Below are 26866 nucleotides of genomic sequence, written 5' to 3'. Positions count from 1 at the left end.
GTCACGTCACCCCCAGGCCCCGTGCGGCTGGTAGCCGTGGGCCATCAGGTCCTCCAGGCAGGCTATGGGCGCATGCGGTACGACCCGGCCGTCGTGGGCCTCCGCGAACACCTCGCTGGACAGCACCCGGCCGTCGACGCCGTTGACCTCGCGGACGGAGGTGACCATGCGCTGGAGGCGGCCGCCGGTCTGGTAGTTGTTGCGCCGCTGGATGAAGACGACGAAGTTCACCGCGCCCGCGATCAGCATCTGGCTGGCCTCGATGGGCAGCCGCTCGGAGGCCTGGAGCGCGTAGGTGGAGATACGGTTGAAGACCTCGCTGGAGCTGTTGGCGTGGATCGTGGACAGCGAGCCGTCGTTGCCCTGTGACATCGCGTTCAGCATGGTGACGATCTCGTCGCCGAGGACCTCACCGACGATCACCCGGGAGGGGTTCATGCGCAGGGAGCGCCGGACCAGCTCCGCCATGCTGATGGTGCCCTGCCCCTCGGAGTTGGGCAGCCGCTCCTCGAACGCCACGACGTTCGGGTGCAGGTCCGGGAAGGTGTCCAGCCCGAGTTCCAGGGCGCGTTCGACGGTGATGAGCCGCTCGTGCGGCGGGATCTCGTTGGCGAGGGCGCGCAGGAGCGTCGTCTTTCCGGCGTTCGTCGCCCCCGCGATCATGATGTTCTTGCGGGCGCGGACGGCGCAGGCCATGAAGTGCGCGACCTCGGGCGTCAGGGTGCCGTTGCCGACCAGGTCGGAGATGAAGACCTTGCCCATGCGGGCGCGCCGGATGGACAGCGCGGGCCGCCGGGTGACGTCCATGACGGCCGACAGACGCGACCCGTCGGGGAGCCTGAGGTCGAGCTGCGGGTTGGCCGAGTCGAACGGCCGGGACGACAGACCGGAGTACGCGCCGAGCACCTGGATCAGCTCGATGAGTTCCTCGTCGGTCTCCGCGACGGGATCCCCCTTGACCTCCCGGCCGTCGCTGTACCCCACGAACACCTGGTCGCACCCGTTGATGTCGATGTTCTCGACCTCGGGGTCGTCGAGCAGCGGCTGCAGCCGTCCCACGCCGAACAGCGCGGCGTGCACGGCGGCGGCGTACTGCTCCTCGGTCTCCGCGTCCAGCGGGGTGCGCCCGGCGTTGATCTCGGAGCGGGCGTACTCCTCCAGGATCTGGGCTATGACCGCGCGGGCGTACTGGCGTTCGTCCTCGGTGGACATCGGCGTCACACCGGACGCCTGGTCCTGGCGGCGCTGCTCGGCGATCCGGTCGCCGGCGTCCTGCCGGAACCGCTTGACCAACTGGTGGTCGACAGCGGTCATCGGCCGGCCCCCGCGTGCGGCGGCTGCGCCGGTACGGTCCAGGAGGCGCCGTACTGCTGCTGGAGGTCGGCGGTGACCTTGCGGGCCGAGCGGATGAGCAGCGACTTGTCGAGGCGCCCGCGCTTGCGGCCGGCCAGCTGGTCGGCACCGGCCGGGTCGTCGGCGATGGTGCCGACGACGCGTGCTCCGGTCTGGGCGTGCACGAGCATGTCGTTGACCTGGTTGACCAGCTTGCCGGAGCCGGCCGGGTCGGCGATCAGGACGACGCCGATCAGCGGGGTGGCGAGGGCCGCGGCGCCGCGCGGACCGCCGTGCAGCTTCTGCGCGAGGGCGGCAGCACGGTCCCGGACCCGGGCGAGCGACTCGGGTTCGGTGCGCGAGACGAGCAGGACCAGGGCGGCGTGCGGGAACAGCTCCACGGCCGGGGTGTCGCCGCTGATCCGGCCGCAGTCGGCGATGACGTCGGCGGGGGCGTTCGGGGAGTCGGCGAGGGCGGCGAAGGCGTGCCCGAGGGTGGGCCACAGCCCGGCGAGCCCGGCGGCGTGCTCGGCGATGCCGAGCCCGACCAGCACCTCCAGACCGCCGCTCAGCGGCTGCACGTGATCCCAGAGTTGGTCGGGTACGAGCCCTCGTCGCGCGGTGGCGGCTATGGAGAGCATGCCGGTGTTCGGGTTCAGCGGGCCGCCGTGCGCGGCGGCACTGCGGTAGACGAGGTCGCCGCCGGCCGGGTCGGCCTCGGCGAGCAGGACCCGGCGCGGCCAGACCGCGGCCAGCGCGACGGCCGCGGTGGTGACGCCGGGGGATCCCTTGTCGGCGGCGATTGCGATGAGCGCCATGGGGTGCGGGCCGCCTTCTAGTTGCCGTTGCCGGGGACGCGAACGAGGGCGACCGAGCCGGTGGCGGCGGCCTGGGCCAGCGCGGCGGCGGCGTCGCTGTTCACGGTGACGGTGACGGCGAAGTTGGTGCTGCCGACGAGATCGCCGCTGTTCTTGTCGTCCGGCACGTAGCTGACCGTGGCCCGGCCGACGATCGGGGAGCCGCCGCCCGACGAGGAGGACGAGGAGGACGAGCCGGAGGAGCCGCCGGTCGAGGAGCCGTTGCTGCTGACGCGGTAGGCGGCGACGACGTCCCCCCTCTTGAGTCCGACCGGGTACTGGCCCTCCTTGAGGGAGAGGCCGACGACGGCCTTGCCGGCGGAGAGGCTGCTCCCCTTGTCGAACATCTGCCCCATGACGACCGTGCCCTTGTAGATGGTCGACTTGGCCTGGTACGACTCCAGGGTGCTGAGCTGGGACCACTTGACGTAGTTGAGGCTGTCGTCGGCCGCGACCAGCACGGACGTGACGTTGTCCTTGGTGACGGACTCGCCGGGCTGGATGTCGGCGGTCGTCTTGATGACCTCGATCCGGTTGCCGGCCTGCAGCACGAGTGTCGTCGCGCCCAGCGCGCCGAGCAGGATCAGCAGGACCGCGAGCGCGGCCAGCGCGGGCTTGCGCTCGCGGGGTGCGGTGGGAAGGCGGTCACCGACCGAAGGCTGAGCCGGACCGGCGGAACGACCGGCGCCCGCCCCCGTACGCTCCTGGATCTTCACGCAACCGCTCCCCGTTACACCCAAGACATTGTCTGTCGAGAACTCTGAAACTCTGTCGACGCTTCGAAAACCCTGCCAACGCTTCGAAAGCGGACACTCAACACCAACCACCCCGACTCGGCCGAATACGCGGCCACAGGGCGAGTGTCAAGCGATCGCACCGTATCAGCCGCACATAAGCCCCTCAAGGCGCGTCCGGACTCCTTGACCTCACCGAAATCGTCGTTGCGATCCGCAACGCCGGTGCTATGTGCGACGGTTGGGAGCAGCGGGGCGACAAGGGACGCCGAACTGTGCGCGGGTGAATCCCGAACGTCCCGCCTGCGCCGCGCCGTCGCCCGGCATCCTCACCGGGCACCCACGAGGCCTGCACGAACCGCTCACGTGGGGTTGCCCGAGGCCGGGCGCGGGCCTTAACGACCCGCGATTACACACCTGTTGCCGATGAGGCGCCCCGAGTAGGATCACCCGGCGGGGTGACGCTTCACTGCCGTGAACGACCAGGAGAGGCCAGACCGTGACCGTGCCGCAGCGCCACGCCTGGAAACCCCCGGCGGACGAGGAACTCGTGGCACGCGCGGCGGTGTCCTTCGCGACGGGGGCCGCGGACCGGGTCAAGGGACGGCGCTGGTTCCGCGACCCGGAGCGGCGGGACATACAGGGCGAGTTACCGGGTTGGCCGACAGGCCCGACATATCGGCTGCGATCGAGGTTCGGACCCATCGCCTGGGCAGTACTGACGGCCGCTTTCCTCATCGGGCTCTTCGCACTGGTCGTGGCCTCCGGAAGCAACACTCCGAGCGGCGGCCCCGGCGGCTCGGATTCCCTCGGTGGCAGCGAGGACCCGGAGAACGAGGAACAGGACTTCCCGGTGCTGTGGGCGGCCCCCGGCACGATCGCCCGTACCCTCCCCTGGGAACTCGACCCGGCCCGCCGCCCCGACACCGACGTCACCCACCTGGTGCTGACCGACCGCCGGCTCCTGGTCCTCGGCGGCCTCAAGGATCCCAGGAACCCCTGGGAGGAAGTCCTCTGGGAGACCGACCTGGGCACGGTCGCCACGGTGGAACGCCGCCCGTTCAGCATCGCGGGCCGCGACTTCCGGATCACCTTCACGGACGGCTCCTGGTGCCGCCTGACGTCACTGGAGGGCGAGCCCCTGCTTCGCCATCTGACCGCCGGCTGACCGAGAAAGAGGTACACCGTGGGCGGATCGGCCAAGCCCAGGCGCCCGAGGGCCGCGTCGGCCGCGTCGCGGGTCCCGGGAGCCGGTGCCAAGAAGGCGAAGAAGGACCGGGACGCTCTCTTCGGGTGCCTGATGTTCCTCGGTATCGGGGGCGGGATCGTCCTGATGGCGCTGGGCACCATGCTGTGGGGCGACGACGCCTGGCAGTGGGCGGCACGGAACTGGCCGGGCGGGGCGTACGCCTTCGCGGTGTGTCTCGGCATGGCCGCCCCGCTCCTGGCCGCCCTCTTTCTCCGGGCGCTGGAGGGCGTGGACCGCAAGGCGTGGGGGGCCCATCCGGCCCGTGCCCTGGGCTGGACCGTCCTCGCCGTCCTGGCAGTGGCGTCACTGTCGGCCTTCCTGTCCCTGGCCTTCGACGCGATGGACAGCGGCAAGCGCAAACGCCGTTCGGTTGGGCCGAGCTGGGTGTTCGCCCATTACCCCTGGCTGTGGGCGGTGGGCATCGCCTCGACGCTCGCTTCGGCGGTGCTGCTGGTGTGGCTGCTGGTGGTCCTGAGCCGGCGAGCCGACGCGGCCGAGGCGTGACCGGTACGGTCGCCGTCAGCTCGTCGAGGCGGTGCGCCCACCCGGCCGTATCCGCCGAGCCGGCCGTCTCGCCGTTCATCCCATTGCCCCGCTGGCCCGGTCGTACAGCCTGCGTCGTCCCCTGACGACGACCGTCACCGGTGCCAGTAGGAGCACAACGGCAGCGCCCAGGCAGACGTACGCCCAGAGGAGGCCGCCCATCTCGGGCTTGGTGCCGAGGGAGGGCTTGTAGTGGCCTGCCGGATCGACGACGGCTGTCGTCGTCCGCCCGACCCGCTCACCGCAGTTCTCCTTGTTGTCGACCACCTCGTGCACGGACCCGTCCCGCAGCCGGACCCGGCAGTACGTCTCACGGGTGCCGTGCGTCCACTGATGGGTCGGCGTGGCGATGGTGACCGTCTGCTCCACCCCGCGTAGCTGCAGATACCAGACGTTGGCGAAGTTCGTGCCGACCAGTACCAGTACGAGATAGGCGGCCACGGTGACATACCGGGTGACGGGGGCCCCTCGGGATTCACGGGTCCTGAAGGCCACCCAGAGCACCGGCAGCCCGAGCAGCAGGCCGACGAACGCCGCCGCCTTGCCGATGAACACGCCGGAGAGCAGACAGACGCCGACCTAGGCGGCGGCCACCAGGAGCAACCGGGCCCACGGCCACACCGGCGTTGCGCCGCCGTACACCGTCCGTGTGGGCCGAGAACCGGTGCTGGCCTGCGAGAACTCGGCGAGGATGGCGCGTGCCCGCCGCATGCCGTCCGGGCCGGCCGCGATCCGGCGCAGGTCCGGCAGCCCCATGCCCACCTCTTCCAGCGCCCGCTGCCACTTCTCCGGGAGTTCCGCGAACAGTTCGTCGACAGACCGCTCGTCCTCGTTCGCCACGTGATCCTTGCTCTCCGCTCTGGGGTCCCGGACGGCCGACCGGGTCAGCCACTGATGCTCAAGTGCCATGTGCACAACGGTGCTCTTGGCCTGACCCGGCGGAACGACGCTGCTAGGACGTGACCCGGACGGTCTTGGCCAACTCGTCGGTCAGCTCGCACAGGGGGTCCGTGTGGGCCAGCGCCTGCCAAGAAGTCAGCAGGACCAGCCCCCACGTCTCGTCGGCCCTGATGCCGTACGCGCACGTCTCCAGCACCGTCCCCAGCCCGTCCCGGCCGACGTCCCGGACATACGCGTGCCGGACGCGCACCGCGGGGCCGGCGGGCAGGGTGCGCAGCTCCGCCTCGGGCGGCCGGTAGGAGTCGGCGGTGGGAGCGGCGAGGTAGCTCCGGAGGAGGTCGACGGTCACCTCGGGGTACGTGTCGTCGGCGACCAGCGCCGACAACTCGATCCGGGCGAGCTCACCGAGGCGCGGTTCGGGGACGTACGAAAGCGCCGTGATCGGACCGCGCTCGCGGGAGTCGGCGGCGGCCTCGCGGAGTTCGGCGGCGAGGGCGTCGAGCAGCTTCGGCTCGTCGTCGTCCCGGCCGACGAGCCCCCGGGCCGTCTCCGCAGCCCACGCGCGCAGATCCACGGACGACCGCACGGGCAGCGCGACGGCGTCCTCCGGCGTCCGCAGACGAACGGTGGCGGCGGCGAACTCGGGCATCAGGCCATCCATTGCAGGGTGCGGGCTACGGAGTCGAACAACGTGACCAGGGCCTCCACCAGCGGCTCCAGCGGCGGTGCCGTCGGCGTCGAGAAGGAGAGCAGCAGTCGCTGGCCGCTCTGCGGGACGGTGAGGTAGACGTCCAGGTGGGCGACGGCGAGCTTGTTGCCGTCCGGGTCGTCGGCCGCGGGTCGGCGGAGATAGCGGTGGCGTACGGCGGGGCCGGCGGGGAGGTCGACGAGGGTGACGTCGTCGATGCCGGCGTCCTTCGTGTCGGCGCGGAGGGCGAGGGAGCGGGCGATGTCGCCGAGGTCGCCGGGTTCGGTGCCGGGCGACGGCCGCAGCACCGTCACGACCAGACCGGCGGAGACGGGGACCTGGCCGAGGACCTGGTTGACGACGTACATCTCCACGCCGCCGTTGGCCTGCGCGGCCGCGGCCTGCGCCCGCATCCGCTCCGCCAGCGCGGCCTCCAGCTGCGGGGTGGCCTGCGTCCGCCGCAAACCCCGCTTGACCAGCTTGTCGATGCGGTGGGTCCAGCGCTCCGGGCTGTCCAGCACGATCCGCTCCCAGCCTTCGGGGACGGCCAGGCGGTAGTCGGAGGGGGGTGGGACGGAGGCTGCCGCAGCAGGGGATTCGGTGCGGTCCGTCATACGTCCGTTCCGCCCGCCCAGCGGTCCGGCTCGCCCTGTCGGCCGCGCCGCTCGTTCGACCGGCTCATCACGGCGGCGGCCAGGGGGGCGAGGACGAGGACGGCGGCCGCACCGAGGCAGCCGTACGCGGCCGCGATCCCGCCGACGGCGGACTTGCCTCCGAGGACCGGCCGGTAGTGATCCGACGGGTCGATCACCGCACGTGTTCTGGCGCCGGCCATGGTCTCGTCCGTACACCGCTTGTCGTTCTCGAACACCCGGCGGACCGCTCCGTCCGGGAGAGTGACGCGGCAGTACGTGACACGAACGCCGTGCGAAGCCTGCTCGTGCAGAGGCTTCGCGTAGGCGACCGTGGTCTCCTGCCCCCGCAGGTGCAGGTACCACTCGTCGGCGGCGTACGAGCCCACCCAGATCAGCGCGACATAGGCGACCGCGACGAGGCCGCAGGCCACAAGTCCTCCGAGGGACCTGCGCGTCCTGAACCCCGCCCAGGCCACGGCCACACCGCAGGCCGCACCGACGAGGAGCGCCGAGGAGCTGAGGACGTAGGTGGACAGCAGGCACAGCACCACGCCGATGACGGCGACCAGGAGCAGCCGTATCCACGGCCACACCGCTCTGCCCTCGTCGGTGCCCCGATCGCCGTCGAAATCCCACCGGCTGGAGGGGCGGGAGTGTTCCGCGAGGATGTGCTGCACGGCCGGCTCGCCGCCCTGCTCAAGGGCGATTTCGCGCAGGCGCGGCAGACCGAGCCCTTTCGCTTCGAGTTCGCGCTGTCGGCTTCTCGGGAGCCGGGCGAACTGCTCGTCGACGGTCCGACCGTCTCCAGGTGCCACTTTCCTCGTTCTCTCCTCGCCCTTGCGGGCCTCGCCATGATCCGGCAGCGGTGCCGGCGGACGCGTTCAGCCGCCGGAGACCTTCCAGTTCCAGTTGTAGAAGGGAATGCCGTTCGCCCCGAGGGGGGCGATGTGTTTGATGCCGTCGAACTGGTTGCGCTCGATGGAGGTCGGTTCCCAGCCGGCCGAGGGCGCCAGGTTCACGATGCCCGCGCCCAGCGGCAGCACCTGGCTCGCGGCGTACAGGCCACCGGCCGACCACGCCTTTCCCTTGAACACCGAGTCGGAGAGACCGCGCCACTTGGGCAGTTCCTTGGTGAGGATCGGGTCCTCCGCTCCTCGCTCGGCGACGGCCGTGCGGATGTCGCCGAAGTACGCCTTGAAGTTGACGGACTCCTTGACGATCGACTTCATCCTGGGCAGGACGCTGTCCGGTCCCTTCGCCAGGGCTTCGGCGATCTTGCCCGCCTTGACCCCGGAGTTCGCCTGGGCGATCTCTCCGGCCAGCTTCTCGCCCACGCCCAGCCCGCGCAGGTTCAGGAACTCCCTGAGCGCCGACGACCCCCGGGCGGCCGTGGCCGCCTCTTTGAAGGTCGTGCCGAGGACCCGGCCGGCGCCGAAGGACAGCACGCCGACCACGTCGATGGCGACGTCCAGCCAGGTGCCCTTGCCGTCCAGCGCGGAGACGGTGTCGCAGACGAGAGCGACCACGGAGGCGATCAGAGCCAAGGCTCCCAGCACCTCACCGAGGATGGGGACCCAGCTCAGGCACAGGGCCAGCAGGCAGAGCACTCCGGCGATCGCCCCCGCCCAGTGGCCGATGGTGGCGACCCAGTCCTTCCAGTTGTCCCACCAGTGATGCTTGGGATCCTTCAGCCCGTCGTGGTCGATGGCGTCCCGGATCGCCTTGGCGGCATACCCGGCCTGCGTGTCCCGGTACTCGAGCGCGGCCCGAAGCTCCCGCTTCGCGGCGTCGAGATCCCCGTCCGAGGCCTCCTTCTGCCGCTTCAGCTTCTGCTTGTCCGGGTGGTTGTCGTCAGGGGACGGATGCTGATCGATCTGCTTCTGGTAGTTGCTGCTGTCGGCATCGGCCGCCGCAGCCTTCTTCAGCGCGGCACGCACCCTGTTCTGGGCGTGGTTGAGAGCGGTGGCCCAGCTCTCCCGCACGGTGTCGGCGATGGGCTCGTACGGCACGGATGAACCGAGCGCCGCCCCTGCCGCCGCATACCGCTGGTGCGACTGGCTCAGCAGCTTGACGGTGTCCCCCGTCTTCGCGGTGAACGCCTTCCCGGCGTCCGAGTCCCACCCGTTCCCGTCGACGAGGTTGTTCAGCTTGCCGGCCTGTTCCTCGATCAGCCTGGCGGTGTCGGATATCCGCTTCCCGAGCCGGGCCACCTCGTACGGATCCCCCGGCGTGAACTCCTTGTCGTCGTACCGGGCCGTCTGCCAGTCGACACCGGCGAAGTCGTGATCGCTCACTTGTCCCCCGGCTGAGCCTTGACCAGCGCGTCGGCAAGATGCTGATCGATCCCGTCGTAGGCCTTCGCCGCCTCGCCCGCGGTCTTCCCGAGGAACTCCAGCCCGTCGCAGAGCTGCTTGCGCTTCTTCTTCCAGTCGTCGGCGAAGTCACCGAGGGCATCGGCCACCTCGCCGGACCCGATCTCGGAGCCGTACGAGTCGACGAGATCCTTCGCATGTTCAAAGTTGGACTTCAACTTCGCGACAGATCTACTGATCTCCCGCAACTCACTCGTGGACACCTTGACGTGATCCGCCACAACTACCCCCGTGAACACCTGCCTACCGGCCGCCCCACGAGACGCGGAGAGCCAGGGTCACTCTCTGTCGAGGGTTTTCGGGGCTACAACCAATGGACCGCAAAGGGAGCCCCAAGGAGAGGGACAGGGCCCAGCGCAATCCGCACCCGCTCACGCCATGCCCGCGCAACCTTCACCAAGTTCCCGCGAACGGCCCGGGAGAGGGAAGCTCCACGCCACCACGCCGGGGCCGCCCCCGCCAGAGCTCCTAGAATGCGTCTCGATCACCACACTCACAGCGACGTTCGCGGTGGCGAAATCGGAGACCTCACGGATACCGTCTTCGCTCCTGCCGAACTTCATTCTCACGGGGGAGTCCACAGTGACGCGCCGCACCTTGCCCGTCGCCGCCGCGCTCGCCGCGACCGCAGCCCTGCTGCTGACGGCATGCGGAGGCGGGGACGACAGCTCCAAGGACAACGACAAGATCACGGGGGCGGGCGCGGGAGGGTCGAACTCTCCGTCGCCGTCGGCGTCAGCCTCCGCCTCGGCGGACAAGAACGCACCTACCTTCGCGTTTCCGTCGGACATCAAGGTGACCGTTGACCGACAGTCGACCGGTGACGCCACGAAGGACGCGATCCTCCGGGACGTGGCGTACTCGACCCAGGCCAATATCGAGGCCTTCGCCAAGGGCGTCGGGCAGACCACCAATATGAACCGCTACTTCGCGGCAGCCGCCCTCACGTATTGGGCCAACCGCGTCGAGACTGTCAAAAAGGACGGACTCACCGTTACCGGCGACTACCGGTACTACAACTTCGAGGTCACGGACGTCGCGAACGGCAAGTCCGCAGCGGCTCGCTACTGCGAGGACCAGAGCAAGGCGTACGGCAAGGAGATCAGGTCAGGGAAGGTGCTGCGCACCAAGACCAGCAGCAAGAGCTTCGTCCTCTACACCCTCCAGGCCCAGAAGGACGCAGCCGGGGACTGGCAGGTAACACAGCAGAACTGGAAGAAGGGGGACGCTTCGTGCGTACGGGGCTAGGGCCGAGGGCTGCTCGGCCCGCTGTGTGGGCGACCGCCGTCACCAGTCTCGCCCTGGCCTTGTGGACGCCGTTCCCGGCTCACGCTGACGACATCCGGGGCAGTGGTGGCGGCACCGGCACGGAGGCGACCACCCCGCCGGACAGCAGCTCGGGCTCCGGCGGGGATTCCGGCCCCGGCACCATCGGCGCTCACATCCGCATCAGCCGGAGGACGTCTGGAGCATCCGCCTCGACGGCGACCGCCACATCCTCGAACACCAACTGGAAGCCTCCCGTCTGCTGGTACGAGCCGATGTACACGCCGGACGAGTACGAGGAGTTCATCAAGTCCTCGTACAAGGGCGCCCAGGAGCCGGCCGCGAGCTACGCCAAGAAACGCGCCGCCGAGGACTACCACAAGGGCGACAAAGGCCTCTGGTGGCAGGTGCAGTTCCGTAACGACAGCTACACCGACGCCTGTCCCGTGACCCCCGCCAACTGGGAGATCTGGGTCCCGCCCGCCCAGCCGAAGGCAGACCCCAACCAGCTGACGCCGGAGATCCTGTCCGGACTCGCCTACAACTCCACGAAGTTGCCGAAGCCGCCCGTGGTCCTGAGCCCCAGCCCCGACCGGCTCAAGGTGAACCTCGGTACGCGCGTGAAGCTGGACGGCGACTTCGACCGGGTCTGGACGACCGCCAGCATCAACTACAAGGGCGTCCAGATGGCCGCGACGACCGTCGCCACCCCCGTGGCCCTCGAAGTCGATGCGGGCACGGCGGACGCCGATCCGCAGACCTGCACGTACGACCTGGCGAAGGGCGACAAGGGCTACACGGTCGACAGCAAGGACGCGGCCTGCAACATCACCTACCGTCGCTCGTCCGGAACCGGCACCTACCCTTTCAAGGCGTCGATCACCTGGAAGGTGACGTGGACGGACTCGGCCGACCCGGACGGCCCCGCACAACAGCCGGCCCTGCCCGACGGTCTCTCCACGTACGAGCAGAACGTGACCGTGAAGGAAATCCAGGCGGTCAACCGCTGACGAGAGGCGAGCGCCCCCCCTCCGGCCTGGGCCATGTCCTCGCGGTCCCCAAGTCCCAGCAGGTGCCCCACTTCGGACGCATCGACCACCTCTTCTCCCAGGCACCCGACGAAGCGTGGGAGCAACGTTCGTGCGGTGACGGCGCCAAGGGCCCGCGCGTCTACCACTGGGCCGCCCTGCAGATCACCTCCATCGAGGACTTCGACGGCGAGATGCCCACCCACCAGCGGTGGGCGCTGGCCCGCCGCAGCATCAGCAAGCCCGAGGAGATCGCCTACTACCTCTGTTACGCACCGCTCGGCACCACGGTCGAGCGTCTGGTTCGCGTAGCCGGGACGCGCTGGGCCATCGAGGAAGCCTTCCAGGCCGCGAAGAACGAGTGCGGCCTCGACCAGTACGAAGTCCGCCGCTATACCGGCTGGATGCGGCACATCACCCTGGCCATACTGGCGCATGCCTTCCTGGCCTTCCGGGCCGTCATGGCCGCCGACGCCGCGGCAAAAGGGGCGGCAGAAACGGTTCCTGCCTTGCGCCCCTCACCGTGGCAGAAGTTCGGCGGCTCCTGGCAACTGGCCACTCACCCCTCGCCGTTCACCAGCCCCTCATCAGTGCACGCGCACTGAGATGGTCACACTGGCGCAGACGACGCCAAGCCGTCGCTCGCCGCTGTCACTATCAGCGGCGGCTGCACACGATCGAGGGGCGGCCAGGGAAAGAGATCCCAGGCCGGTCATCAGCCCTCTACACTCACCCAGACCGCCCCTGAACAGGGAAAACGTCAAAGTGCTGCTGAAGTACTAGGCGACGGCGAGACTCACCACTCCGCCCTCACCGGTCGCGGCAGGACATCGCCCGGCCACCGAGTCCGGTCCGTGCGGCACGAACTGTGCTGAACCGGAGCGCCGTGTCCATGTGAGCACCTGGAAATTGCACAGCGGTCCGGGGCTGTGGGCTGAGCGCCCGCGATGCAACAACGTGCCCAATACCGTGTGCCCCTCCACGGCGTTACGGAACTCACGAGCTTCCCATCGCCCTTGCCGCAGGTATGGACAGAGCCCGCGCCGATCTCGGAGCCGTTCACCCAGCCAACGGAACGCCCCCTCCTGATACCGTCGGCTCGTAGCGCGTAAAGCTCCGCCGATTCCGTCGGGCCGACTGCGAACGTGAACAATCAGCCAGCTGCCGGGAGGGTTCACCGTATGGGGGACGAAACGCCTCGCACCGCCTTCGAAGATCCGGACACCCTGCGCGCGTGGCAGCGGGCGCGTCGACGGAGCATCACGGCGACGACTTTCTGGGTGCTGTCATTGCCGGGATTCTTCGTACTGGAGACGGTCCTCTGGGAGTCCTTCCTGGGCAGATCGCTCCCCGTCTACGTGATGATCGCCCCCATCATCGTCTCGGTCATCGGAATCGCCGTATCGGATTCCCGCCGGGTGCAGCTGAAGAAGATGCGCGGAGTGCTCGCCACCTACCCCTGGCAGGATCACCCTCCAGTTCAAAGCTCCGCTGGGGCGGACGTCAGCTACTTGAAGCTCCCCAGTCCCGATGACGGTGAAAAGCGCGTCAGCGTCGTCGTCCGACGATACGGACTCACGGGCAAGCGCTGGCACAATGCCGTGAACCACGCCAGAACGAAAGGCTTCAAGTTTGCAGGTGACCCGCGGTTCGCCGGCGTGATCGCGCTTCAGGGGGTGGCTGAACTGGGTGCGGTGCGGCCCGCGCACACGATCAGCCCCAGCAAGGGAGCCCGGCCTGACGGCGTCAGCGAGGCGGCCTGGCAGCGCGCACAAGCAGCCGGTATTTCGGGAGAGTCCCCGTTCACGGCAGAAGAGATGCGACAACTGCAAACAGGGAAAAAGTGAGAGCTCATGCCTGAGTTCATCTACACCCCGCTCGCCGACCAGGAAGACGTCCTAGACGGGCTCTTCCTCGGCCACCTGGACGTCACGGGAAACGCAGGGACGGCCACGACTCGCGTCTCGCGACTGCCCGATGGGGGCATGGGAATCATCCTGTTCCCCGCCCTGGTGGACTTGCTCGACGGCGTGGGACATCTGCTACGACAAGGGCGCGGTAGGTTCACCTGCTCGGGCATCGGACTGCCCCTGACCTTCAAACTCAAAGGTCAGGTGATGTCGATCAAGCGCCGCCTTACGGTGATCGACGAGTCCTCGCCGCAGGCCGTCGCAGATGCGCTGTGGACCGCGACCCGGAAGTTGGCGGACAGTCACCTGCCGTACGTCACCACCTCCACGGAACACACCGACATCATGCAAGACGGCAGCGTCGGGTACATCGATTACCGCGTCCAGTTGCCTGCAGCCATGACGAAGTTCCAGGAAGCACGCCAGTCGCTTACGAACTGAACTGCGCCTTTGCAGGCAAGATGCCCGGCTTGTAAGCACCGCTGCCACCCGCGCCACCCAGGCCGTCCAGAATGACGCCATTCGTGTCGAAGCTCGCGCCGAAGAATGCAGTATTCACGGTGGCGCGGGTTACGCTCTTGACGAAACCTTCGACGCCGCCAGTGATCATCTGACCCCTTGGATTCTTCCCAGCAAGGGTCAGACCGAGATTTCGGTACTGCTTGCGAGTCAGGTTAGTGAAGCTGCTATCGTTGATGATCTTGGGAAGCTTACTGAAACCCTTGCTCACCAACGGCGTCATGCCGGCCCCAATGGCATTTCCGGCGAGATTGCCCAGAGCGTTCTTCTGAACCTCGTTCCAACCGCCATTGAAGGCATCCTTGAGGGTGGTCTTGAGCTCTCCGGTGGCAAACGCGTAACCAACCTTTCGGAACCCCTTGAGATCTTCACCCATTCGCCACATCTTAATGAGGCGGCTGCAAGCGATCTCGGCCTTCCTGACCCTCAGTGCCATCCTGAAGCCACCTACCAATTTACCGGCTTTCGCCACCATGGCCAGCCTGCCGACCACGGGAATGCAATCCAGCACAGCGAAGACCAGGTCTCCCCAGCCCGCCTTTCCCTGCGAAAACTTGGCGATCGTGTCCGCAAGAACGACCAGCGCTGCGGCCACGATGATGATCACCGGCCAAGGAGCGGCAATGAACAGCGCCACGATCCCCGCAACCGCCACAACAATCTTGCAGCCGGTGACAAAAAGGTCCCAGTGGCCTGCCAGCCAGCCCCCCACCTTCTCGTACCACTTCTTGTTGTGGATCCCGGCGTCGGAGGCGCTGTGAATGTCGTGGACGAGTTTCGTGGCGGCCTTGTCCTGGTCCTTGCCCGCGTTTTCCGCCTTGGCCCTGAGCTCTGCCAGTTGGGAGTTCAGGCTGTCGACCTGGCCCTGTGCCGCCTTCTGGTGCTCGTTGGCGTGCTGGGCGTCGCGAGTCGCCTTGCGGACCTTCTCCGGGTCGGGCGCAGGAGCGTTGCCGCTGGGGTTGTTCAGCTTGTCCTGCGCCGACTTGGCGGTGTTCGCCGCGGTGGTGGCGCCGGCCAGCCGGGACTGGGCCTTGGAGAGGTCGCCGCGCAGTATCCGCGCCTTTGCCAGCGCATGGTCCGCCGTGGTCTGGGCGTGCTCCAGTTTTCCGGCGTACGCGAGCAGGGCCCCCGAGACCAATTCGTACGAGTCGTGCAGCTTCTGCAACTGGCCCGGCAGCTTGCCGATCTGGTCCTTGAAGGCGTCCATGGCCTTGCCGGCCGACTCCTTGAGGACGGAGTCCTTCGAGGCGGAGCGGATGCCCCTGAGCACCGTGGCAACGTCTTCGACGAACGTCTTGTACCGCTGGCCCTGGAGTCTGACCTCGTGCGGATTACCGGGCGTCGGGTCGTCATGCAGGTCGAGGTTGTGCCAGTCGGTGGGGCGGGCCATTGAGCTCAGCTCTCCGTGTCGAGGTCGGCGCGGCAGACGAAGCGGAAGGTGCTGGTGATCACGTCGAAGAGTTGCAGCATGGGCTCGACGAGGGCGAGTTGGGGTGTACTGGCGCTGATGACGGCGACCTTCGGGTTGCTGCCCGGGAAGGGGACGAGCGTCTGCATCATCACCACGCGGTAACTGCGTTTGTCGTCGGGGATCTCGATGTCCTCGATGCCTTCGGCGCGTGCCGCCTGGCCGGCGTCCGGTAGTTCCACCAGGCGCACGCGGCGCCACGGATCAGTGGGCCTGCGGCCGGGCTCGACAGGCGCCAAGACGCTCATGAGCGTGTCGAGTCCGGTGGTGGCGGTCTCTCCTGTGGTGTCGTTGACGGCGGCGTCCACACTGACCGTGAGGCTCGCCACCATCGGCTCGCCGTCAACGATCTCGCACATGGAGCCGGAGTAGACGACGTTGCCCTTCCGGGCCTCGCGGGCCACCTTTTTCAAGGTCCTGACCAGGTCGGCCTGATGCTCGGCCAGTTCCGGACGCTGCTTGATCCGCTCCGCCACGACTTCCCGGATCGAGCGGTTCACCGTGGCGGGGTGGACGTCGAACTCGTACCAGGCGCTGGGGACCTGAATGTTGATGCCGACGACGTCCCCGGGTGCCGCTCCCGCGAAGGGGTCCTCAGCCGTGGGCTCATCGGCGAGGGGGGCCTCAGTTTCCACCCTTGCCCTCCTTCTCGTGCTTGCGGACGGCATTCCGAAGATCCGTGTCGAGCTTGGTCATCTTGTCGACGATCTCCTGTGCCATCTTCGCCACGTTCTCAAGGCCGATGTCGATCTCCTTACGGCCGTCCTTCCAGCCGTGCATGAAGTCTTCCATCGCGTCGAAAGCCGCACTTGAGCCCAACTCGCCGTTACCCAGCTTCCGGTCCACCTGACCGGTGTCGTCCATGCGTTGCTTGATCGACCGCAGTTGAGCCGCCAGGTCGTCGAGCCCAGCGAGACTCAGGGCCAGATCGCCCTTGGACATGTCTGGTATCCCCCAATACCCCAGAGTAAGCCGATATCACACACGTCACTTTGCAATGCGGGCTTCGGATCCTACTGTTCATCGCCAGTGCGATCACCACCGGCCGTTTCATGGCAGCTCCAGCTTCACAGGGGCACTGGAAGTCGGTCCTCCCGCCCGTAGGACAATGAACGACACACGGCAAACGACTCGGAAGGCAGGACCGGGTTTGTCCACAAGCACCGACCGCACCGTACGGGACCGGCTCGGCGTCACGCCCGACGCGGCGGCTTGGTGCACGATCGGCAAGATCCCCGAACCGCCCGCCGAAATGCACCGTGCGGCCGGATCGGTGCCCCTGCACCCCGCGTTCATCAGACCGCTCGCCATGCTCGGCCTCACCCTGGCAGCACCCCTGCTGTTCATCGGCAAGTTGCTCAGCCTGCTCGCCGAAGGCGAGGAAGCCCTCAAGCGCGCGCTGTCGACCACCGAGGAACAGGAGCGTCACCGCGCCAAGAAGCTCGAGAAGCAGCGGCGGGACGAGGCCGTCGTCGAACTCGGCCTCGACAAGACCTTCGACGGCGACTGGAACGGGGCTGCCGGCCACCTCCTCTTGCAGTGGTACAGCCATTCCTCCCACCACCAACGCCTGGTCGCACTTGTCGGGAACCGGATCCTGCTAGCTGCTCCGCCCAAGCGTGTGTCCATTCGCCGGAACGCGCTCATGCAGGTCGTCGCCGAGATCCCCACGGGAGAAGCCACGCTCGTCGACCCCCTCCCCTCCTACGAGACCGACAGACTGCTCCTGCGGTTCACGGACGGTTCGTGGATCAAGCTGGAGACCGAGGAGTGGCGCGGCGAGCTCCACAAGTACCTGGCGCGTCAGCAACAACCGGGCGCGGCCCGAGTCACCGAAGCCTGACAGTCGGGTGCGGCGGAGCACTTCGCGCGCTCCGCCGCACCCAACCGTTCACCGGCCTCGGACTTTACTAACCCTTGGCCTGCTTCGCCAGCTGGTCGTCCAGCTGCTCGTACGCTTCCTTCGCCTTCTTCAGGAAGTCCGAGAGGCCGTGCAGGCCCTGGATCGTCTTGGTCGCGCCCTTGGTGAAGTCCTTCATGGAGTCGTCGTACGCTCCCGAGGCCTTCTGGGTGGTGAAGCCGTTCTCCACCAGGGCGCTGACCCGCTTCTCCACGTTCTTGATCTTGTCCTCAAGCTCGTGCATGTCCTTGATCAGGTCGCCCGCGACCTTCTCCATCTCGGCATAAGTGAGATCCGTGTCCTTACCGGCCATGACGGCCCCCTCCCGTTCGTGTGGCCGCAGGGCCTTCCCCCGTGGCACCGATCGCGCGGATCCGTGGCCATGGCTTGGCCGTCCGCACGAGCAAAGATCCTACGGGTGGGAGACGGGTGGCCGCAGGGGCCTTGTGCGAGGGAATCGTGAACCGGCGTACTCCCGTTGCACCCGGGAAAGCCCCTCTTGCCGAGGTCCGGCTAGGGTCCGGCTAAGGTCACTGCGGATGTGCCGGGCCTGCGAGGGGGAGACAACGTGCGCCTGAGTCTGACGGTCGTCGATCCGGTCGGCGGCGCCACCGCCGACGTCGTGCTCGACGCGGATCCCGAGTCGACGGTCGGTGACGTCGCCCGGGAGCTGGCCCGGCAGGTCGGTTCCGGGTTCCCGGCCGCCGACGAGGGCGGCGCCCAGGTCATCCCCATCGGCGCGCACCGCGGACAGGCCGCCCCCTTCCGGGTGTCCGGCCCGCAGGCCTACGTCGACGGGTACGCCCTCGACCCCGCCGCCACCGTCGTCGGCTCGCCGCTGCGCGACGGTGTCGTCGTCTCCCTGCACGATCCGGCCGGCTGCCTGATGGGAGAGCCCACCGGCATCGTGGAGTTCCGGGTCGCGGGCGGACCGGCCGCGGGTGCCGTGCACCGGCTCGGCGTCGGACGGTACGACATCGGCACCGGGGCCGCCTCCCACCTCCGCGTCGAGGACCCCGAACTCGCGGCCCGTGCCGCCACCCTCTCCATCGCCATCGACGGCACCTGCAAACTCCAGGTGCACACCGCGGACGCCCGGCTGGACGGGGAGGAGTTCAAGGGCGACGGCGACTGGCCGCTCGACGCCCAACTCGCGCTCGGCAACAGCCTGTTCGAGATCACCGCGTACGCGCCCCCGAACGCCGCCCTCAAGTGGTCCGACGACGGTGCCGGGCTCGACTACAACCGGCCCCCGCGGCTGCGCCCCGCCGACCGGCAGACGCACTTCGCGCTGCCGAACCCGCCCGGCGACTACGAGGCCCGCCCGCTGCCCTGGCTGATGGCGCTGCTGCCGCTCGTCGGCGCCGTCGTCTCCGTCCTCATGTTCGGGCGCTGGTACTACCTGATCATGGCGCTGATGAGTCCGGTCATGCTCTTCGGCAACTACTTCATGGACAAGAAGCACGGCCGGAAGTCCCACGCCAAGCAGCTCAAGGAGTACAAGGAGCACAAGGCGCGGATCGAGGGGGAGGCGCAGGAGGCCCTCGTCGCCGAGCGGTCGGAGCGGCGCGCCGCGGTGCCGGACCCCGCGGCCGTGCTGACGTACGGCACCGGGCCGCGGACCCGGCTGTGGGAGCGGCGCCGTACCGACGCCGACCACCTGCTGATCCGCTTCGGCACCGGACGCGTCCCCTCCGAGGTCGAGCTCGACGACCCCGAGCAGGACGAGCACAAGCGCAAGGTCCGCTGGTACATCGAGGACGCCCCGGTCGGCCTGTCGCTGCGCGACCTCGGGGTGATCGGCGTCGCCGGACCCGGTGACTCGGCGCACGCGCTGGGGCGTTGGGCCGTCGCCCAGACCGCCGTCCTGCACAGCCCCATGGACGTGCAGTTCTACGTCCTCACCGACCACGACGCCGGCACCCGCTGGGACTGGGTGCGCTGGCTGCCGCACTCCCGTCCCGGCAGCGGCCAGGACGTCAATGTGCTCATCGGCACCGACTCGGAGACCGTCGGCGCCCGCGTCGGCGAGCTCACCCAGCTCCTCGACGGCCGGCAGAAGGCCCTCAAGCAGGGCGGCCGCAACAAGGCGGACGGCCCGGCGTTCTCCGACCCGGACATCGTCGTCGTATGGGACGGGTCCCGGCGGCTGCGGTCCCTGCCCGGTGTCGTACGGCTGTTGCGGGAGGGACCGGGGGTGGCCATCCACTCCGTCTGCCTCGACGAGGAGGAGCGGTTCCTGCCCGGGGAGTGCCAGGGCGTCGTCGTCGCCGAGCCGGTGGCGGGCAAGGACACGGCCGTGGCGGCCGTACCGCAGCAGGCCGTCGGTGGCTTCCCCTCCTTCCAGGCCTGGCATCCCCAGGTCGGCACCGGCGAGGAACAGGCGCCGCAGGACCTGGAGTTGCGGCTGCGCGTCGAGCAGAGCGGGGCGCTGCGCAAGCGGAACGTACGGCCCGACTTCGTCTCCGCCGCCTGGTGCGCCCGGCTCGCCCGCTCCCTCTCCCCGCTGCGGGACATCAGCGGGGAGAGCGAGGACTCGGCGCTGCCCGCCGCCAGCCGGCTGCTCGACGTGCTCCAGCTGGAGCCGCCCACGCGGGACGCGATCGCCGCCCGGTGGCGGATGAGCGGGCAGTCGACCATGGCCGTCATCGGGGAGTCGTACGACGGTCCCTTCGGCATCGACCTGCGGCGCGACGGTCCGCACGGGCTCATCGCGGGTACCACCGGTTCCGGCAAGTCCGAGCTGCTGCAGACCATCGTGGCCGCGCTCGCCGTCGCCAACACCCCCGAGAACATGACCTTCGTCCTCGTCGACTACAAGGGCGGTTCGGCGTTCAAGGACTGTGTGAAGCTGCCGCACACGGTGGGCATGGTCACCGACCTCGACGCCCATCTGGTGGAGCGGGCCCTGGAGTCCCTGGGCGCCGAGCTGAAGCGGCGCGAGCACATCCTCGCCGCCGCCGACGCCAAGGACATCGAGGACTACCAGGACCTGGTCAGGAGGGACCCGTCGCACCCGCCGGTGCCCCGACTGCTCATCGTCATCGACGAGTTCGCGTCCATGGTGCGCGATCTGCCCGACTTCGTCACGGGACTCGTGAACATCGCCCAGCGCGGACGGTCCCTCGGGATCCACCTCCTCCTCGCCACCCAGCGGCCCTCCGGCGTCGTCTCCCCCGAGATCCGCGCCAACACCAACCTCCGCATCGCGCTGCGCGTGACCGACGCCGGTGAGTCGACCGACGTCATCGACGCGCCCGACGCCGGGCACATCGCGAAGAGCACGCCGGGCCGGGCGTACGTCCGGCTGGGGCACGCCTCGCTGGTCCCGTTCCAGTCCGGGCGGGTCGGCGGCCGACGGCCGGGCGCCGCCGATCCGGCCACCCTCGCCCCCTGGGCCGGGGCGCTGACCTGGCAGGACCTCGGGCGGGCGGCGCTGCGCAAGCCCAAGTCGGAGACGAAGGAGGACGACGAGATCACCGACCTGAAGGTGCTCGTCGACGCCGTGCGCGAGGCCAACACCGCGCTCGCCATCCCGGCCCAGCACTCCCCGTGGCTGCCCGCCCTCGACGACACCCTCCTGCTGGACGACGTGCCGGCCGTCCGGGCGCAGGGCGCGCTGCCCGCCGCCCCGTACGGTGTCGAGGACCTGCCCGCCGACCAGGCGCGCCGTGCGGTCGCCGTGGACTTCGCGACCTTCGGGCACCTCATCGTCGCGGGTGCCCCGCGCACCGGGCGTTCGCAGGTGCTGCGGACCATCGCCGGTTCGCTGGCCCGCACCAACTCCTGTGCCGACGTCCACCTCTACGGCATCGACTGCGGCAACGGCGCGCTGAACGCGCTGACCCGGCTGCCGCACTGCGGTGCGGTCGTCGGACGGAACCAGACCGAGCGTGTCCAGCGGCTCATGGCACGTCTGTCAGGAGAGTTGTCGCGGCGTCAGGAGCTGCTGGCCGAGCGTGGGTTCGCGGACGTCGGGGAGCAGCGGGCGGCCGTTGCGGAGGCGGAGCGGCTGCCGCACATCGTGCTGCTGCTCGACCGCTGGGAGGGCTGGCTGCCGACCCTCGGCGAGCTGAACCACGGCGACCTCACCGACCAGATCATGGTGATGATGCGGGAGGGCGCGAGCGTCGGCATCCATCTCGTCCTCACCGGTGACCGGCAGATCCTGGCCGGGCGCATCTCCTCCCTCACCGAGGACAAGTACGGGCTGCGGCTCGCCGACCGCGCCGACTTCTCCATGCTGGACATCAACTCGCGCAAGGTGCCCGAGGAGATCCCGCCGGGCCGCGCGTTCCGCAGCGAGACCGCCGCGGAGACGCAGTTCGCGCTGCTCTCCGCGGACACCACCGGGCAGGGGCAGGCCGCCGCGATCGTCGCGATCGCCGAGGCGGCGGAGGCCAGGGACGCGCAGGTGCCGCGCACGCGGCGGCCGTTCCGGGTGGACGTGCTGCCCGGCCGGATCTCCTTCGAGGAGGCCTGGGCGATGCGGGACCCCGCTGCGGCGGCCTCCAAGCTGTGGGCGCTGGCCGGTGTCGGCGGTGACGAACTGACCGCCTTCGGACCGGATCTCGCCCAGGGCGTGCCGGCGTTCGTGATCGGCGGCCCGGCCAAGTCGGGCCGCTCCACGAGCCTGCTGGGCTTCGCCCGGTCCTATCTCGCCAACGGCGTACGGATCGTGATCGCCGCGCCCCGGCAGTCACCGTTGCGTGAACTCGAGGGCCGGGAAGGGGTGCTGAAGGTCTTCACCGGACGGGACGTCGACGAGGACGAGCTGGAGGAGCTCGTGAACACCGCCACCCCGGCCGATCCGGTCGTGGTCCTCGTGGACGACGCCGAGGTGCTGGACGACTGCGACGCCGAGGACGTCTTCAAGCGGATCGTGGAGCGGGGGGCCGAGGAGGGCCTGGCGGTCGTCATCGCGGGTGACGAGGACGAGATCTGCGACGGCTTCTCCGGCTGGCAGGTCGACGCCAAGAAGGCCCGCCGGGGCCTCCTGCTCTCCCCGCAGGAGTCCGGCTCCGGCGAGCTGATCGGCATCCGCACGACCCGCGCCATGGTCGGCGGCCCCGTCCAGCCCGGCAAGGGCATGCTGCACCTGGGCACCGGCGAGCACGTCACGGTCACGACACCGCAGTAGGAACCCAGTAGGAACCGCAGCAGGACGGGAGCGGGGGTCAGCCTGACGTCTTCGTCATCACGGCCACCGGGTTGCCCTCCGCCGAGCTGTCCGAGGTGTAGACCAGGGTGTCGTGGTCCGGGGTCAGGTAGACGGTGTTCGTGGCGGGGTCGCAGCCGTCGTGGTTGCCCTTGGCGCCCGTGGAGGAGGCGACGAGCCTCGTCCTCGTCACGGACTTCAGGGTGAGGACGTCCGTGCAGACCCCGCCCAGCTGGTCGGTCTGGCGCAGCCGGCCCAGCTCCGCGCCGACGGCCGCCTGGACGACGGTGACCCGGAAGGTGCCGACCGGGAGGTTGCCCTGCAGGGCGGTGGCCGTGCCCTCCCAGGTGCCGAGGTAGGACGCCGGGACCGCGCCCCCGGACGCCGTGGCGCCCCCCGAGGAGGCGGGAGGGGAGCCCGCCTGGTTCGACCCCGCGCTGCTGCCGTCGTCGCCGTGGAGCCACGGTCGTGCCAGGAAGCCCAGTCCGACCGTCGCCACGGCCAGCGCCCCGGCCACGGCCAGCGCCACCGTGCAGCTGACCCGGCGGCCGCGCCCACCCTCCCCGGGTACGGCGGTCGCCGCGACGCTCACCGACACCTTTCGGGACGACGGGTCCGCGGCGGCCACCGGGGTCACGGAAGCCCCGGCCTCGTGGGGCGGTTTCGGCGGCAGTGGGCCGAACTCCCCCAGCGAGGGACTGCTGAACCCCACCGGCCCCGACCCGGGCACCGCCGCGGCGTCCCGCGCCGCGTCCCCGGCCACGCCCGCCGCCGTGTCCGCACCCGCGTCGAGGTTCAGCACCTGTACGGCGCTGCGGCTCACCCGCTCCACCAGCGCCCCCGGCAGCCACCCGCCGGTCACCAGGCGCGCGGCCCCCTGCGGAGCCAGCCGCCGGGCCAACTCCGCAGGCCCCGGCCGCTCCCCTGCTTCCTTGGCCAGACACGCCTCCACCACCGCCCGCAACTCACCGCTCAGGGGGCCGAGTTCCGGTTCCTCGTGGACGACCTTGTAGAGCAGCGCGGCCGACGAGTCGCCCCGGAAGGGCGGCTCCCCGTTCGCCGCGTACGCCAGCACCGCGCCCAGCGAGAAGACGTCCGCGGCGCCCGTGACGCCCTTGCCGAGGATCTGTTCGGGAGACATGTATCCCGGAGAGCCGATCGAGACCCCCGTGGACGTCAGCGACGCGGTGCCGTCGGTCGCCCGGGCGATGCCGAAGTCGATGAGCAGCGGCCCGTCCAGGGTGAGCAGCACGTTGGACGGCTTCACGTCCCGGTGCACCAGGCCCAGTTCGTGGACGGCGGCGAGCGCCTCCGCGAGCCCCGCGCCGAGCGCCCGTACCGTGTGCGCGGGCAGCGGACCGCCGTCGGTGACGGCGGCCGTCAGGGAGGGTCCGGCCGCGTAGGCGGTGGCGACCCAGGGCACCGGCGCGTCCGGGTCGGCGTCCAGTACGGGGGCGGTCCAGGCCCCGCCGACCCGCCGGGCGGCGGCCACCTCCCGGCGGAACCGGGCCCGGAACTCCTCGTCCGGCGCGAAGTGCGGGTGCACGATCTTCACCGCGACCGTACGGCCGCCCGCCGACCGGCCGAGGTAGACCCGGCCCATGCCGCCGGAGCCGAGCCGGCCGAGCAGCCGGTACGGGCCGACGGCCGTGGGTTCGTCACCCGCGAGCGGCTGCATGTGCCCCCACCCCCTGAGAGAGTCCGGACCCCCCGGAGTCCACGCAGCAGCCTATTGCCTGTCAGGGTTCCAGCAGAGCGACCTTCACGTCCGCAGGGAACCCGGTCGTCGGGCCCACCCGGCGGGCGAACTCGGTGACCGCCGCGAGCTGCGGCGCCCCGAAGCTGAAGTCGAGGGTGGTGAAGTACTGGGCGAGGGTCGCCTCGTCGAAGGCCTCCCAGCGGGCGGCCTGTTCGGCGACCTTGGCGACCTCCTCCAGGGAGAGGTTGCGGGAGTCGAGGAAGGCGGCGTGCACGTCACGGGTGATGCCCGGCTCGCGCTCCAGGTAGTCGCGGCGCGCCGCCCAGACCGCGAAGACGAAGGGCAGCCCCGTCCACTCCTTCCACAGCGCGCCGAGGTCGTGGACCTCCAGGCCGTAGCGCGGGCCGTCCAGCAGGTTGGCACGCAGGGCCGCGTCGCCGATCAGTACCGCGGCCTCGGCCTCCTGCATCATCAGGCTGAGGTCGGGCGGGCAGGTGTAGTAGTCGGGCTGGACGCCGTAGCGCTCGGCGAGCAGCAGCTGGGCCAGGCGGACCGAGGTGCGTGAGGTGGAGCCGAGGGCGACCCGGCGGCCGTCCAGCTGGTCCAGCGGGACCTGCGAGACGATCACGCAGGACATCACGGGGCCGTCGCAGCCGACGGCGATGTCCGGGAAGGCGACCAGGTCGTCGGCGTTGCGCAGGAACTCGACCAGCGTGATGGGGCCGATGTCCAGGTCCCCGCGCACCAGCCGCTCGCTGAGCTTCTCCGGGGTGTCCTTCGTGAGCTCGAAGTCGAGGAGGGTGCCGGTTCTCGCGAGCCCCCAGTACAGGGGCAGGCAGTTCAGGAACTGGATGTGTCCGACGCGCGGCCGGGTGCGAGAATTGTCCACATCGCGAGACTAGACCCCATGGGGTACCGTGCTGAGACCGGCCCCGCCGTCAAGGCCCCCCGGGATCATTCAAACGTCCGGGTGACGTGATCTTGGCCTCTGTTGCATTCGGCTGCCCACATGCTAGGCTCGCCGCAAGTTGCAGTTTGGTTTCCCTTGCAGTACAGAGCCTGCGGAGCATGTAACCGCGGGCTCTCGTCGTTTTCAGACATATGCAGTTGTGCGGCACTTAGTTTGTTTTCACACTTGCAGGTTCTGGAGCAGGGCGACCCTTTTGAGCCCAAGGAGGGCTTATGGCTACCGGAACCGTGAAGTGGTTCAACGCCGAAAAGGGCTTTGGCTTCATCGCCCAGGAAGGCGGCGGCCCCGACGTCTTCGTCCACTACTCCGCGATCAACGCCAGCGGGTTCCGCTCCCTCGAGGAGAACCAGCAGGTGAGCTTCGACGTCACGCAGGGCCCGAAGGGTCCGCAGGCGGAGAACGTCACCCCCGTCTGATCCCAGACAAACCAAGTCTGATCGCAGACTGAGTGCAGTACCCAAGGAGCCCCGCGCCATCCGGCGACGGGGCTCCTGCCTTTTCCCAGGAGGAAACGGCGGGGCGGAAGAAGCGGGGAAGCGCGCAAGACCGCCGCGACGCGCGCCCGCGGCCCCTGTATGCAATTCCGCGTTTCCCCTGTGGCTACGTGACGTCCGCCTGGAGTCCTCTCGGCTCCTTCTCGGTACCTTCTCGGCACTTCTCGGCGCTTCTCGACGTTTTCCGCCGGAATGCACCTGGCGGGCGTCCCCTCACCCGGCCAGGCGCTCGCGCAGCAGTGTCCGCATGGAGACGGGTTCGCGGCCGAGCAGGTCCGCCAGGGCGGGGCCGGCGGTCGCGAACTCCTGCTCGCGGGCCGCGGTGAAGATGCCGAGCAGGTGTCCGGCCGTCTCCTCGGGGACCCCGTCGCCGACCAGGTGGCGGACGAACTCGTCGTCGGGGACCGTGGTCCTGGTCGCCCCGGCCAGTTCGGCGAGGTCGGCGAAGGTGAGCGCCTCCGAGCCGGTCAGCGGGGGCGTCGGCCCCTCGAAGCGGCCCTCGTCGGCCAGCACGACGGCGGCCGCCTCCGCCAGGTCGTCGTGGGCCGTCCAGCAGACCGGGCCGTCGGCGGGCAGGGCGACCTGCCCGGACGCGAGGCCCTGGGCCAGGAAGTCGAGCCCGCTGGCGGCGTGGAAGCCGTTGCGCAGGGAGGTCCAGGACAGGCCGGAGCCGGCCAGGTCCCGCTCCGTGGCCGCGTGGTCTCGGCAGGCCTGGAAGCGGGAGGTGGGGCTCGCGCCCATCTGGGCGGTGTAGACGACCCGGCGGGCGCCGGCCGCGGCCGCGGCCTCGATGGCGGTGCGGTGCTGCCGTACGGTCTCCTCACCCATCCGGTCGACGGAGACGAGGAGGATCTGGGACGCGCCCTCGAAGGCGTGCGCGAGTCCCTCCGGCTCGCGGAAGCTGCCCTGGCGCACCCGCACCCCCCGGTCGGCGAGGGCCCGCGCCTTCTTCGGGTCCCGGACGCTGACGCCGACCCGGTCGGCCGGCACCCAGTCCAGCAGTCGCGCCACGATCCGGCTGCCGAGCCGTCCGGTCGCTCCGGTCACGATGATCACAATGGCCTCCGCAGGTTGGTATCAGCGATATCGATGTGAGCGTAACACCGATACTAACGGTGGAAGCAAGAGAGTGATATCGGCGATA

General features: G+C 69.5%; 26 protein-coding genes and 1 pseudogene. 10 read left to right on the top strand and 17 right to left on the bottom strand.

The window, feature by feature from the left end; translation table 11 throughout:
• Positions 1-6: 6 nt before the first annotated feature.
• Genes ACZ3KP_RS23260 through ACZ3KP_RS23250 form a run of 3 tightly spaced genes read right to left on the bottom strand, consistent with a single transcriptional unit; the run spans position 7 to position 2905 of the window.
• The gene (locus ACZ3KP_RS23260; protein WP_132890297.1) at positions 7-1314 is read right to left on the bottom strand and encodes a CpaF family protein; all 1308 of its coding nucleotides are present in this window, start codon (positions 1312-1314) and stop codon (positions 7-9) included.
• Entirely contained in the window at positions 1311-2150 is an 840-nt protein-coding gene (locus ACZ3KP_RS23255; RefSeq protein ID WP_387153544.1) for a hypothetical protein, read from the bottom strand. The genes ACZ3KP_RS23260 and ACZ3KP_RS23255 overlap by 4 nt, the downstream gene beginning before the upstream one ends.
• 17 nt (positions 2151-2167) lie before the next feature.
• Entirely contained in the window at positions 2168-2905 is a 738-nt protein-coding gene (locus ACZ3KP_RS23250) for a hypothetical protein (RefSeq protein ID WP_467501577.1), read from the bottom strand.
• Between the two features lie 517 nt (positions 2906-3422).
• Here ACZ3KP_RS23250 and ACZ3KP_RS23245 point away from each other — a divergent pair.
• Together ACZ3KP_RS23245 and ACZ3KP_RS23240 are read left to right on the top strand one after the other, a co-directional pair.
• Positions 3423-4091, top strand: coding sequence for a hypothetical protein (locus ACZ3KP_RS23245; protein ID WP_467501576.1), 669 nt, complete (start codon positions 3423-3425; stop codon positions 4089-4091).
• Positions 4092-4109: 18 nt separating this feature from the next.
• The gene (locus ACZ3KP_RS23240; protein WP_467501575.1) at positions 4110-4676 is read left to right on the top strand and encodes a hypothetical protein; all 567 of its coding nucleotides are present in this window, start codon (positions 4110-4112) and stop codon (positions 4674-4676) included.
• 75 nt (positions 4677-4751) lie between these two features.
• On the opposite strand, the gene ACZ3KP_RS23235 is transcribed toward ACZ3KP_RS23240, so the two are convergent.
• The 7 genes from ACZ3KP_RS23235 to ACZ3KP_RS23205 all read right to left on the bottom strand — a co-directional run bounded on the left by ACZ3KP_RS23235 (position 4752) and on the right by ACZ3KP_RS23205 (position 9468).
• On the bottom strand, positions 4752-5270 hold the full coding sequence (locus ACZ3KP_RS23235; protein WP_467501574.1) for a hypothetical protein: 519 nt from the start codon (positions 5268-5270) through the stop codon (positions 4752-4754).
• 24 nt (positions 5271-5294) lie between these two features.
• Positions 5295-5624, bottom strand: a complete 330-nt coding sequence (locus ACZ3KP_RS23230; RefSeq protein ID WP_467501573.1) for a hypothetical protein — start codon at positions 5622-5624, stop codon at positions 5295-5297.
• A gap of 43 nt (positions 5625-5667) precedes the next feature.
• Positions 5668-6264 (bottom strand): hypothetical protein, encoded by a 597-nt coding sequence (locus ACZ3KP_RS23225; protein WP_467501572.1) that lies wholly within the window; start codon positions 6262-6264, stop codon positions 5668-5670.
• A complete protein-coding gene (locus tag ACZ3KP_RS23220) occupies positions 6264-6917 on the bottom strand; it encodes a hypothetical protein (RefSeq protein WP_467501571.1) in 654 nt (217 codons plus the stop codon). The genes ACZ3KP_RS23225 and ACZ3KP_RS23220 overlap by 1 nt, the downstream gene beginning before the upstream one ends.
• Positions 6914-7753 (bottom strand): hypothetical protein, encoded by an 840-nt coding sequence (locus ACZ3KP_RS23215; protein ID WP_467501570.1) that lies wholly within the window; start codon positions 7751-7753, stop codon positions 6914-6916. Before ACZ3KP_RS23215 ends, ACZ3KP_RS23220 begins: the two co-directional genes overlap by 4 nt.
• A 66-nt stretch (positions 7754-7819) precedes the next feature.
• Entirely contained in the window at positions 7820-9232 is a 1413-nt protein-coding gene (locus ACZ3KP_RS23210) for a hypothetical protein (protein WP_467501569.1), read from the bottom strand.
• Entirely contained in the window at positions 9229-9468 is a 240-nt protein-coding gene (locus tag ACZ3KP_RS23205) for a hypothetical protein (protein WP_467501568.1), read from the bottom strand. The genes ACZ3KP_RS23210 and ACZ3KP_RS23205 overlap by 4 nt, the downstream gene beginning before the upstream one ends.
• A gap of 424 nt (positions 9469-9892) precedes the next feature.
• Between ACZ3KP_RS23205 and ACZ3KP_RS23200 the strand changes: the two genes are divergently transcribed.
• The 5 genes and pseudogenes from ACZ3KP_RS23200 to ACZ3KP_RS23180 all read left to right on the top strand — a co-directional run bounded on the left by ACZ3KP_RS23200 (position 9893) and on the right by ACZ3KP_RS23180 (position 13955).
• Entirely contained in the window at positions 9893-10558 is a 666-nt protein-coding gene (locus ACZ3KP_RS23200; protein ID WP_467501567.1) for a hypothetical protein, read from the top strand.
• A gap of 23 nt (positions 10559-10581) precedes the next feature.
• Entirely contained in the window at positions 10582-11586 is a 1005-nt protein-coding gene (locus ACZ3KP_RS23195; RefSeq protein WP_467501749.1) for a hypothetical protein, read from the top strand.
• A 20-nt stretch (positions 11587-11606) separates the two neighbouring features.
• Positions 11607-12209 (top strand): annotated as a pseudogene (locus ACZ3KP_RS23190) (IS701 family transposase); the annotation flags it as partial.
• Positions 12210-12785: 576 nt separating this feature from the next.
• Complete coding sequence (locus tag ACZ3KP_RS23185) at positions 12786-13451, top strand: hypothetical protein (protein ID WP_467501566.1); 666 nt, start codon at positions 12786-12788, stop codon at positions 13449-13451.
• A 6-nt stretch (positions 13452-13457) separates the two neighbouring features.
• On the top strand, positions 13458-13955 hold the full coding sequence (locus ACZ3KP_RS23180; protein WP_467501565.1) for a hypothetical protein: 498 nt from the start codon (positions 13458-13460) through the stop codon (positions 13953-13955).
• On the opposite strand, the gene ACZ3KP_RS23175 is transcribed toward ACZ3KP_RS23180, so the two are convergent.
• Genes ACZ3KP_RS23175 through ACZ3KP_RS23165 form a run of 3 tightly spaced genes read right to left on the bottom strand, consistent with a single transcriptional unit; the run spans position 13945 to position 16443 of the window.
• A complete protein-coding gene (locus tag ACZ3KP_RS23175; RefSeq protein WP_467501564.1) occupies positions 13945-15423 on the bottom strand; it encodes a putative T7SS-secreted protein in 1479 nt (492 codons plus the stop codon). The genes ACZ3KP_RS23180 and ACZ3KP_RS23175 overlap by 11 nt on opposite strands.
• Before the next feature lie 5 nt (positions 15424-15428).
• Positions 15429-16136, bottom strand: coding sequence for a hypothetical protein (locus ACZ3KP_RS23170; protein WP_467501563.1), 708 nt, complete (start codon positions 16134-16136; stop codon positions 15429-15431).
• Positions 16126-16443 (bottom strand): hypothetical protein, encoded by a 318-nt coding sequence (locus tag ACZ3KP_RS23165; protein ID WP_467501562.1) that lies wholly within the window; start codon positions 16441-16443, stop codon positions 16126-16128. Before ACZ3KP_RS23165 ends, ACZ3KP_RS23170 begins: the two co-directional genes overlap by 11 nt.
• Before the next feature lie 208 nt (positions 16444-16651).
• Here ACZ3KP_RS23165 and ACZ3KP_RS23160 point away from each other — a divergent pair, with 208 nt between their 5' ends.
• Positions 16652-17344, top strand: coding sequence for a hypothetical protein (locus ACZ3KP_RS23160; RefSeq protein WP_467501561.1), 693 nt, complete (start codon positions 16652-16654; stop codon positions 17342-17344).
• A 67-nt stretch (positions 17345-17411) separates the two neighbouring features.
• Here the strand turns inward: ACZ3KP_RS23160 and ACZ3KP_RS23155 are convergent, their stop codons facing one another.
• Positions 17412-17714 (bottom strand): WXG100 family type VII secretion target, encoded by a 303-nt coding sequence (locus tag ACZ3KP_RS23155; RefSeq protein WP_132890319.1) that lies wholly within the window; start codon positions 17712-17714, stop codon positions 17412-17414.
• A gap of 255 nt (positions 17715-17969) precedes the next feature.
• Between ACZ3KP_RS23155 and ACZ3KP_RS23150 the strand changes: the two genes are divergently transcribed.
• Complete coding sequence (locus tag ACZ3KP_RS23150; protein ID WP_467501560.1) at positions 17970-22541, top strand: FtsK/SpoIIIE domain-containing protein; 4572 nt, start codon at positions 17970-17972, stop codon at positions 22539-22541.
• Between the two features lie 37 nt (positions 22542-22578).
• On the opposite strand, the gene ACZ3KP_RS23145 is transcribed toward ACZ3KP_RS23150, so the two are convergent.
• Together ACZ3KP_RS23145 and ACZ3KP_RS23140 are read right to left on the bottom strand one after the other, a co-directional pair.
• Positions 22579-24237 carry a serine/threonine-protein kinase gene (locus ACZ3KP_RS23145; RefSeq protein ID WP_467501559.1) on the bottom strand — a complete coding sequence of 553 codons (1659 nt, stop codon included), beginning with the start codon at positions 24235-24237 and terminating at the stop codon, positions 22579-22581.
• A 61-nt stretch (positions 24238-24298) separates the two neighbouring features.
• Complete coding sequence (locus ACZ3KP_RS23140; RefSeq protein WP_467501558.1) at positions 24299-25147, bottom strand: menaquinone biosynthetic enzyme MqnA/MqnD family protein; 849 nt, start codon at positions 25145-25147, stop codon at positions 24299-24301.
• A 293-nt stretch (positions 25148-25440) separates the two neighbouring features.
• Between ACZ3KP_RS23140 and ACZ3KP_RS23135 the strand changes: the two genes are divergently transcribed.
• Positions 25441-25644 carry a cold-shock protein gene (locus ACZ3KP_RS23135; protein ID WP_003992177.1) on the top strand — a complete coding sequence of 68 codons (204 nt, stop codon included), beginning with the start codon at positions 25441-25443 and terminating at the stop codon, positions 25642-25644.
• 291 nt (positions 25645-25935) lie between these two features.
• Here the strand turns inward: ACZ3KP_RS23135 and ACZ3KP_RS23130 are convergent, their stop codons facing one another.
• Entirely contained in the window at positions 25936-26778 is an 843-nt protein-coding gene (locus ACZ3KP_RS23130) for an NAD(P)H-binding protein (RefSeq protein WP_467501557.1), read from the bottom strand.
• Positions 26779-26866 lie beyond the last annotated feature (88 nt).

It is taken from the genome of Streptomyces sp. NPDC020958 (assembly GCF_055562175.1).
This window is presented reverse-complemented; position numbering and strand designations above follow the sequence as displayed.

Excerpts from the sequence above, each read along its gene's own strand:
- ACZ3KP_RS23260 (WP_132890297.1), bottom strand. The coding sequence starts at position 1,314 with ATGACCGCTGTCGACCACCAGTTGGTCAAGCGGTTCCGGCAGGACGCC.
- ACZ3KP_RS23255 (WP_387153544.1), bottom strand. The coding sequence starts at position 2,150 with ATGGCGCTCATCGCAATCGCCGCCGACAAGGGATCCCCCGGCGTCACC.
- ACZ3KP_RS23230 (WP_467501573.1), bottom strand. The coding sequence starts at position 5,624 with ATGGCACTTGAGCATCAGTGGCTGACCCGGTCGGCCGTCCGGGACCCC.
- ACZ3KP_RS23225 (WP_467501572.1), bottom strand. The coding sequence starts at position 6,264 with ATGCCCGAGTTCGCCGCCGCCACCGTTCGTCTGCGGACGCCGGAGGAC.
- ACZ3KP_RS23220 (WP_467501571.1), bottom strand. The coding sequence starts at position 6,917 with ATGACGGACCGCACCGAATCCCCTGCTGCGGCAGCCTCCGTCCCACCC.
- ACZ3KP_RS23185 (WP_467501566.1), top strand. The coding sequence starts at position 12,786 with ATGGGGGACGAAACGCCTCGCACCGCCTTCGAAGATCCGGACACCCTG.
- ACZ3KP_RS23180 (WP_467501565.1), top strand. The coding sequence starts at position 13,458 with ATGCCTGAGTTCATCTACACCCCGCTCGCCGACCAGGAAGACGTCCTA.
- ACZ3KP_RS23175 (WP_467501564.1), bottom strand. The coding sequence starts at position 15,423 with ATGGCCCGCCCCACCGACTGGCACAACCTCGACCTGCATGACGACCCG.
- ACZ3KP_RS23165 (WP_467501562.1), bottom strand. The coding sequence starts at position 16,443 with ATGTCCAAGGGCGATCTGGCCCTGAGTCTCGCTGGGCTCGACGACCTG.
- ACZ3KP_RS23155 (WP_132890319.1), bottom strand. The coding sequence starts at position 17,714 with ATGGCCGGTAAGGACACGGATCTCACTTATGCCGAGATGGAGAAGGTC.
- ACZ3KP_RS23145 (WP_467501559.1), bottom strand. The coding sequence starts at position 24,237 with ATGCAGCCGCTCGCGGGTGACGAACCCACGGCCGTCGGCCCGTACCGG.
- ACZ3KP_RS23135 (WP_003992177.1), top strand. The coding sequence starts at position 25,441 with ATGGCTACCGGAACCGTGAAGTGGTTCAACGCCGAAAAGGGCTTTGGC.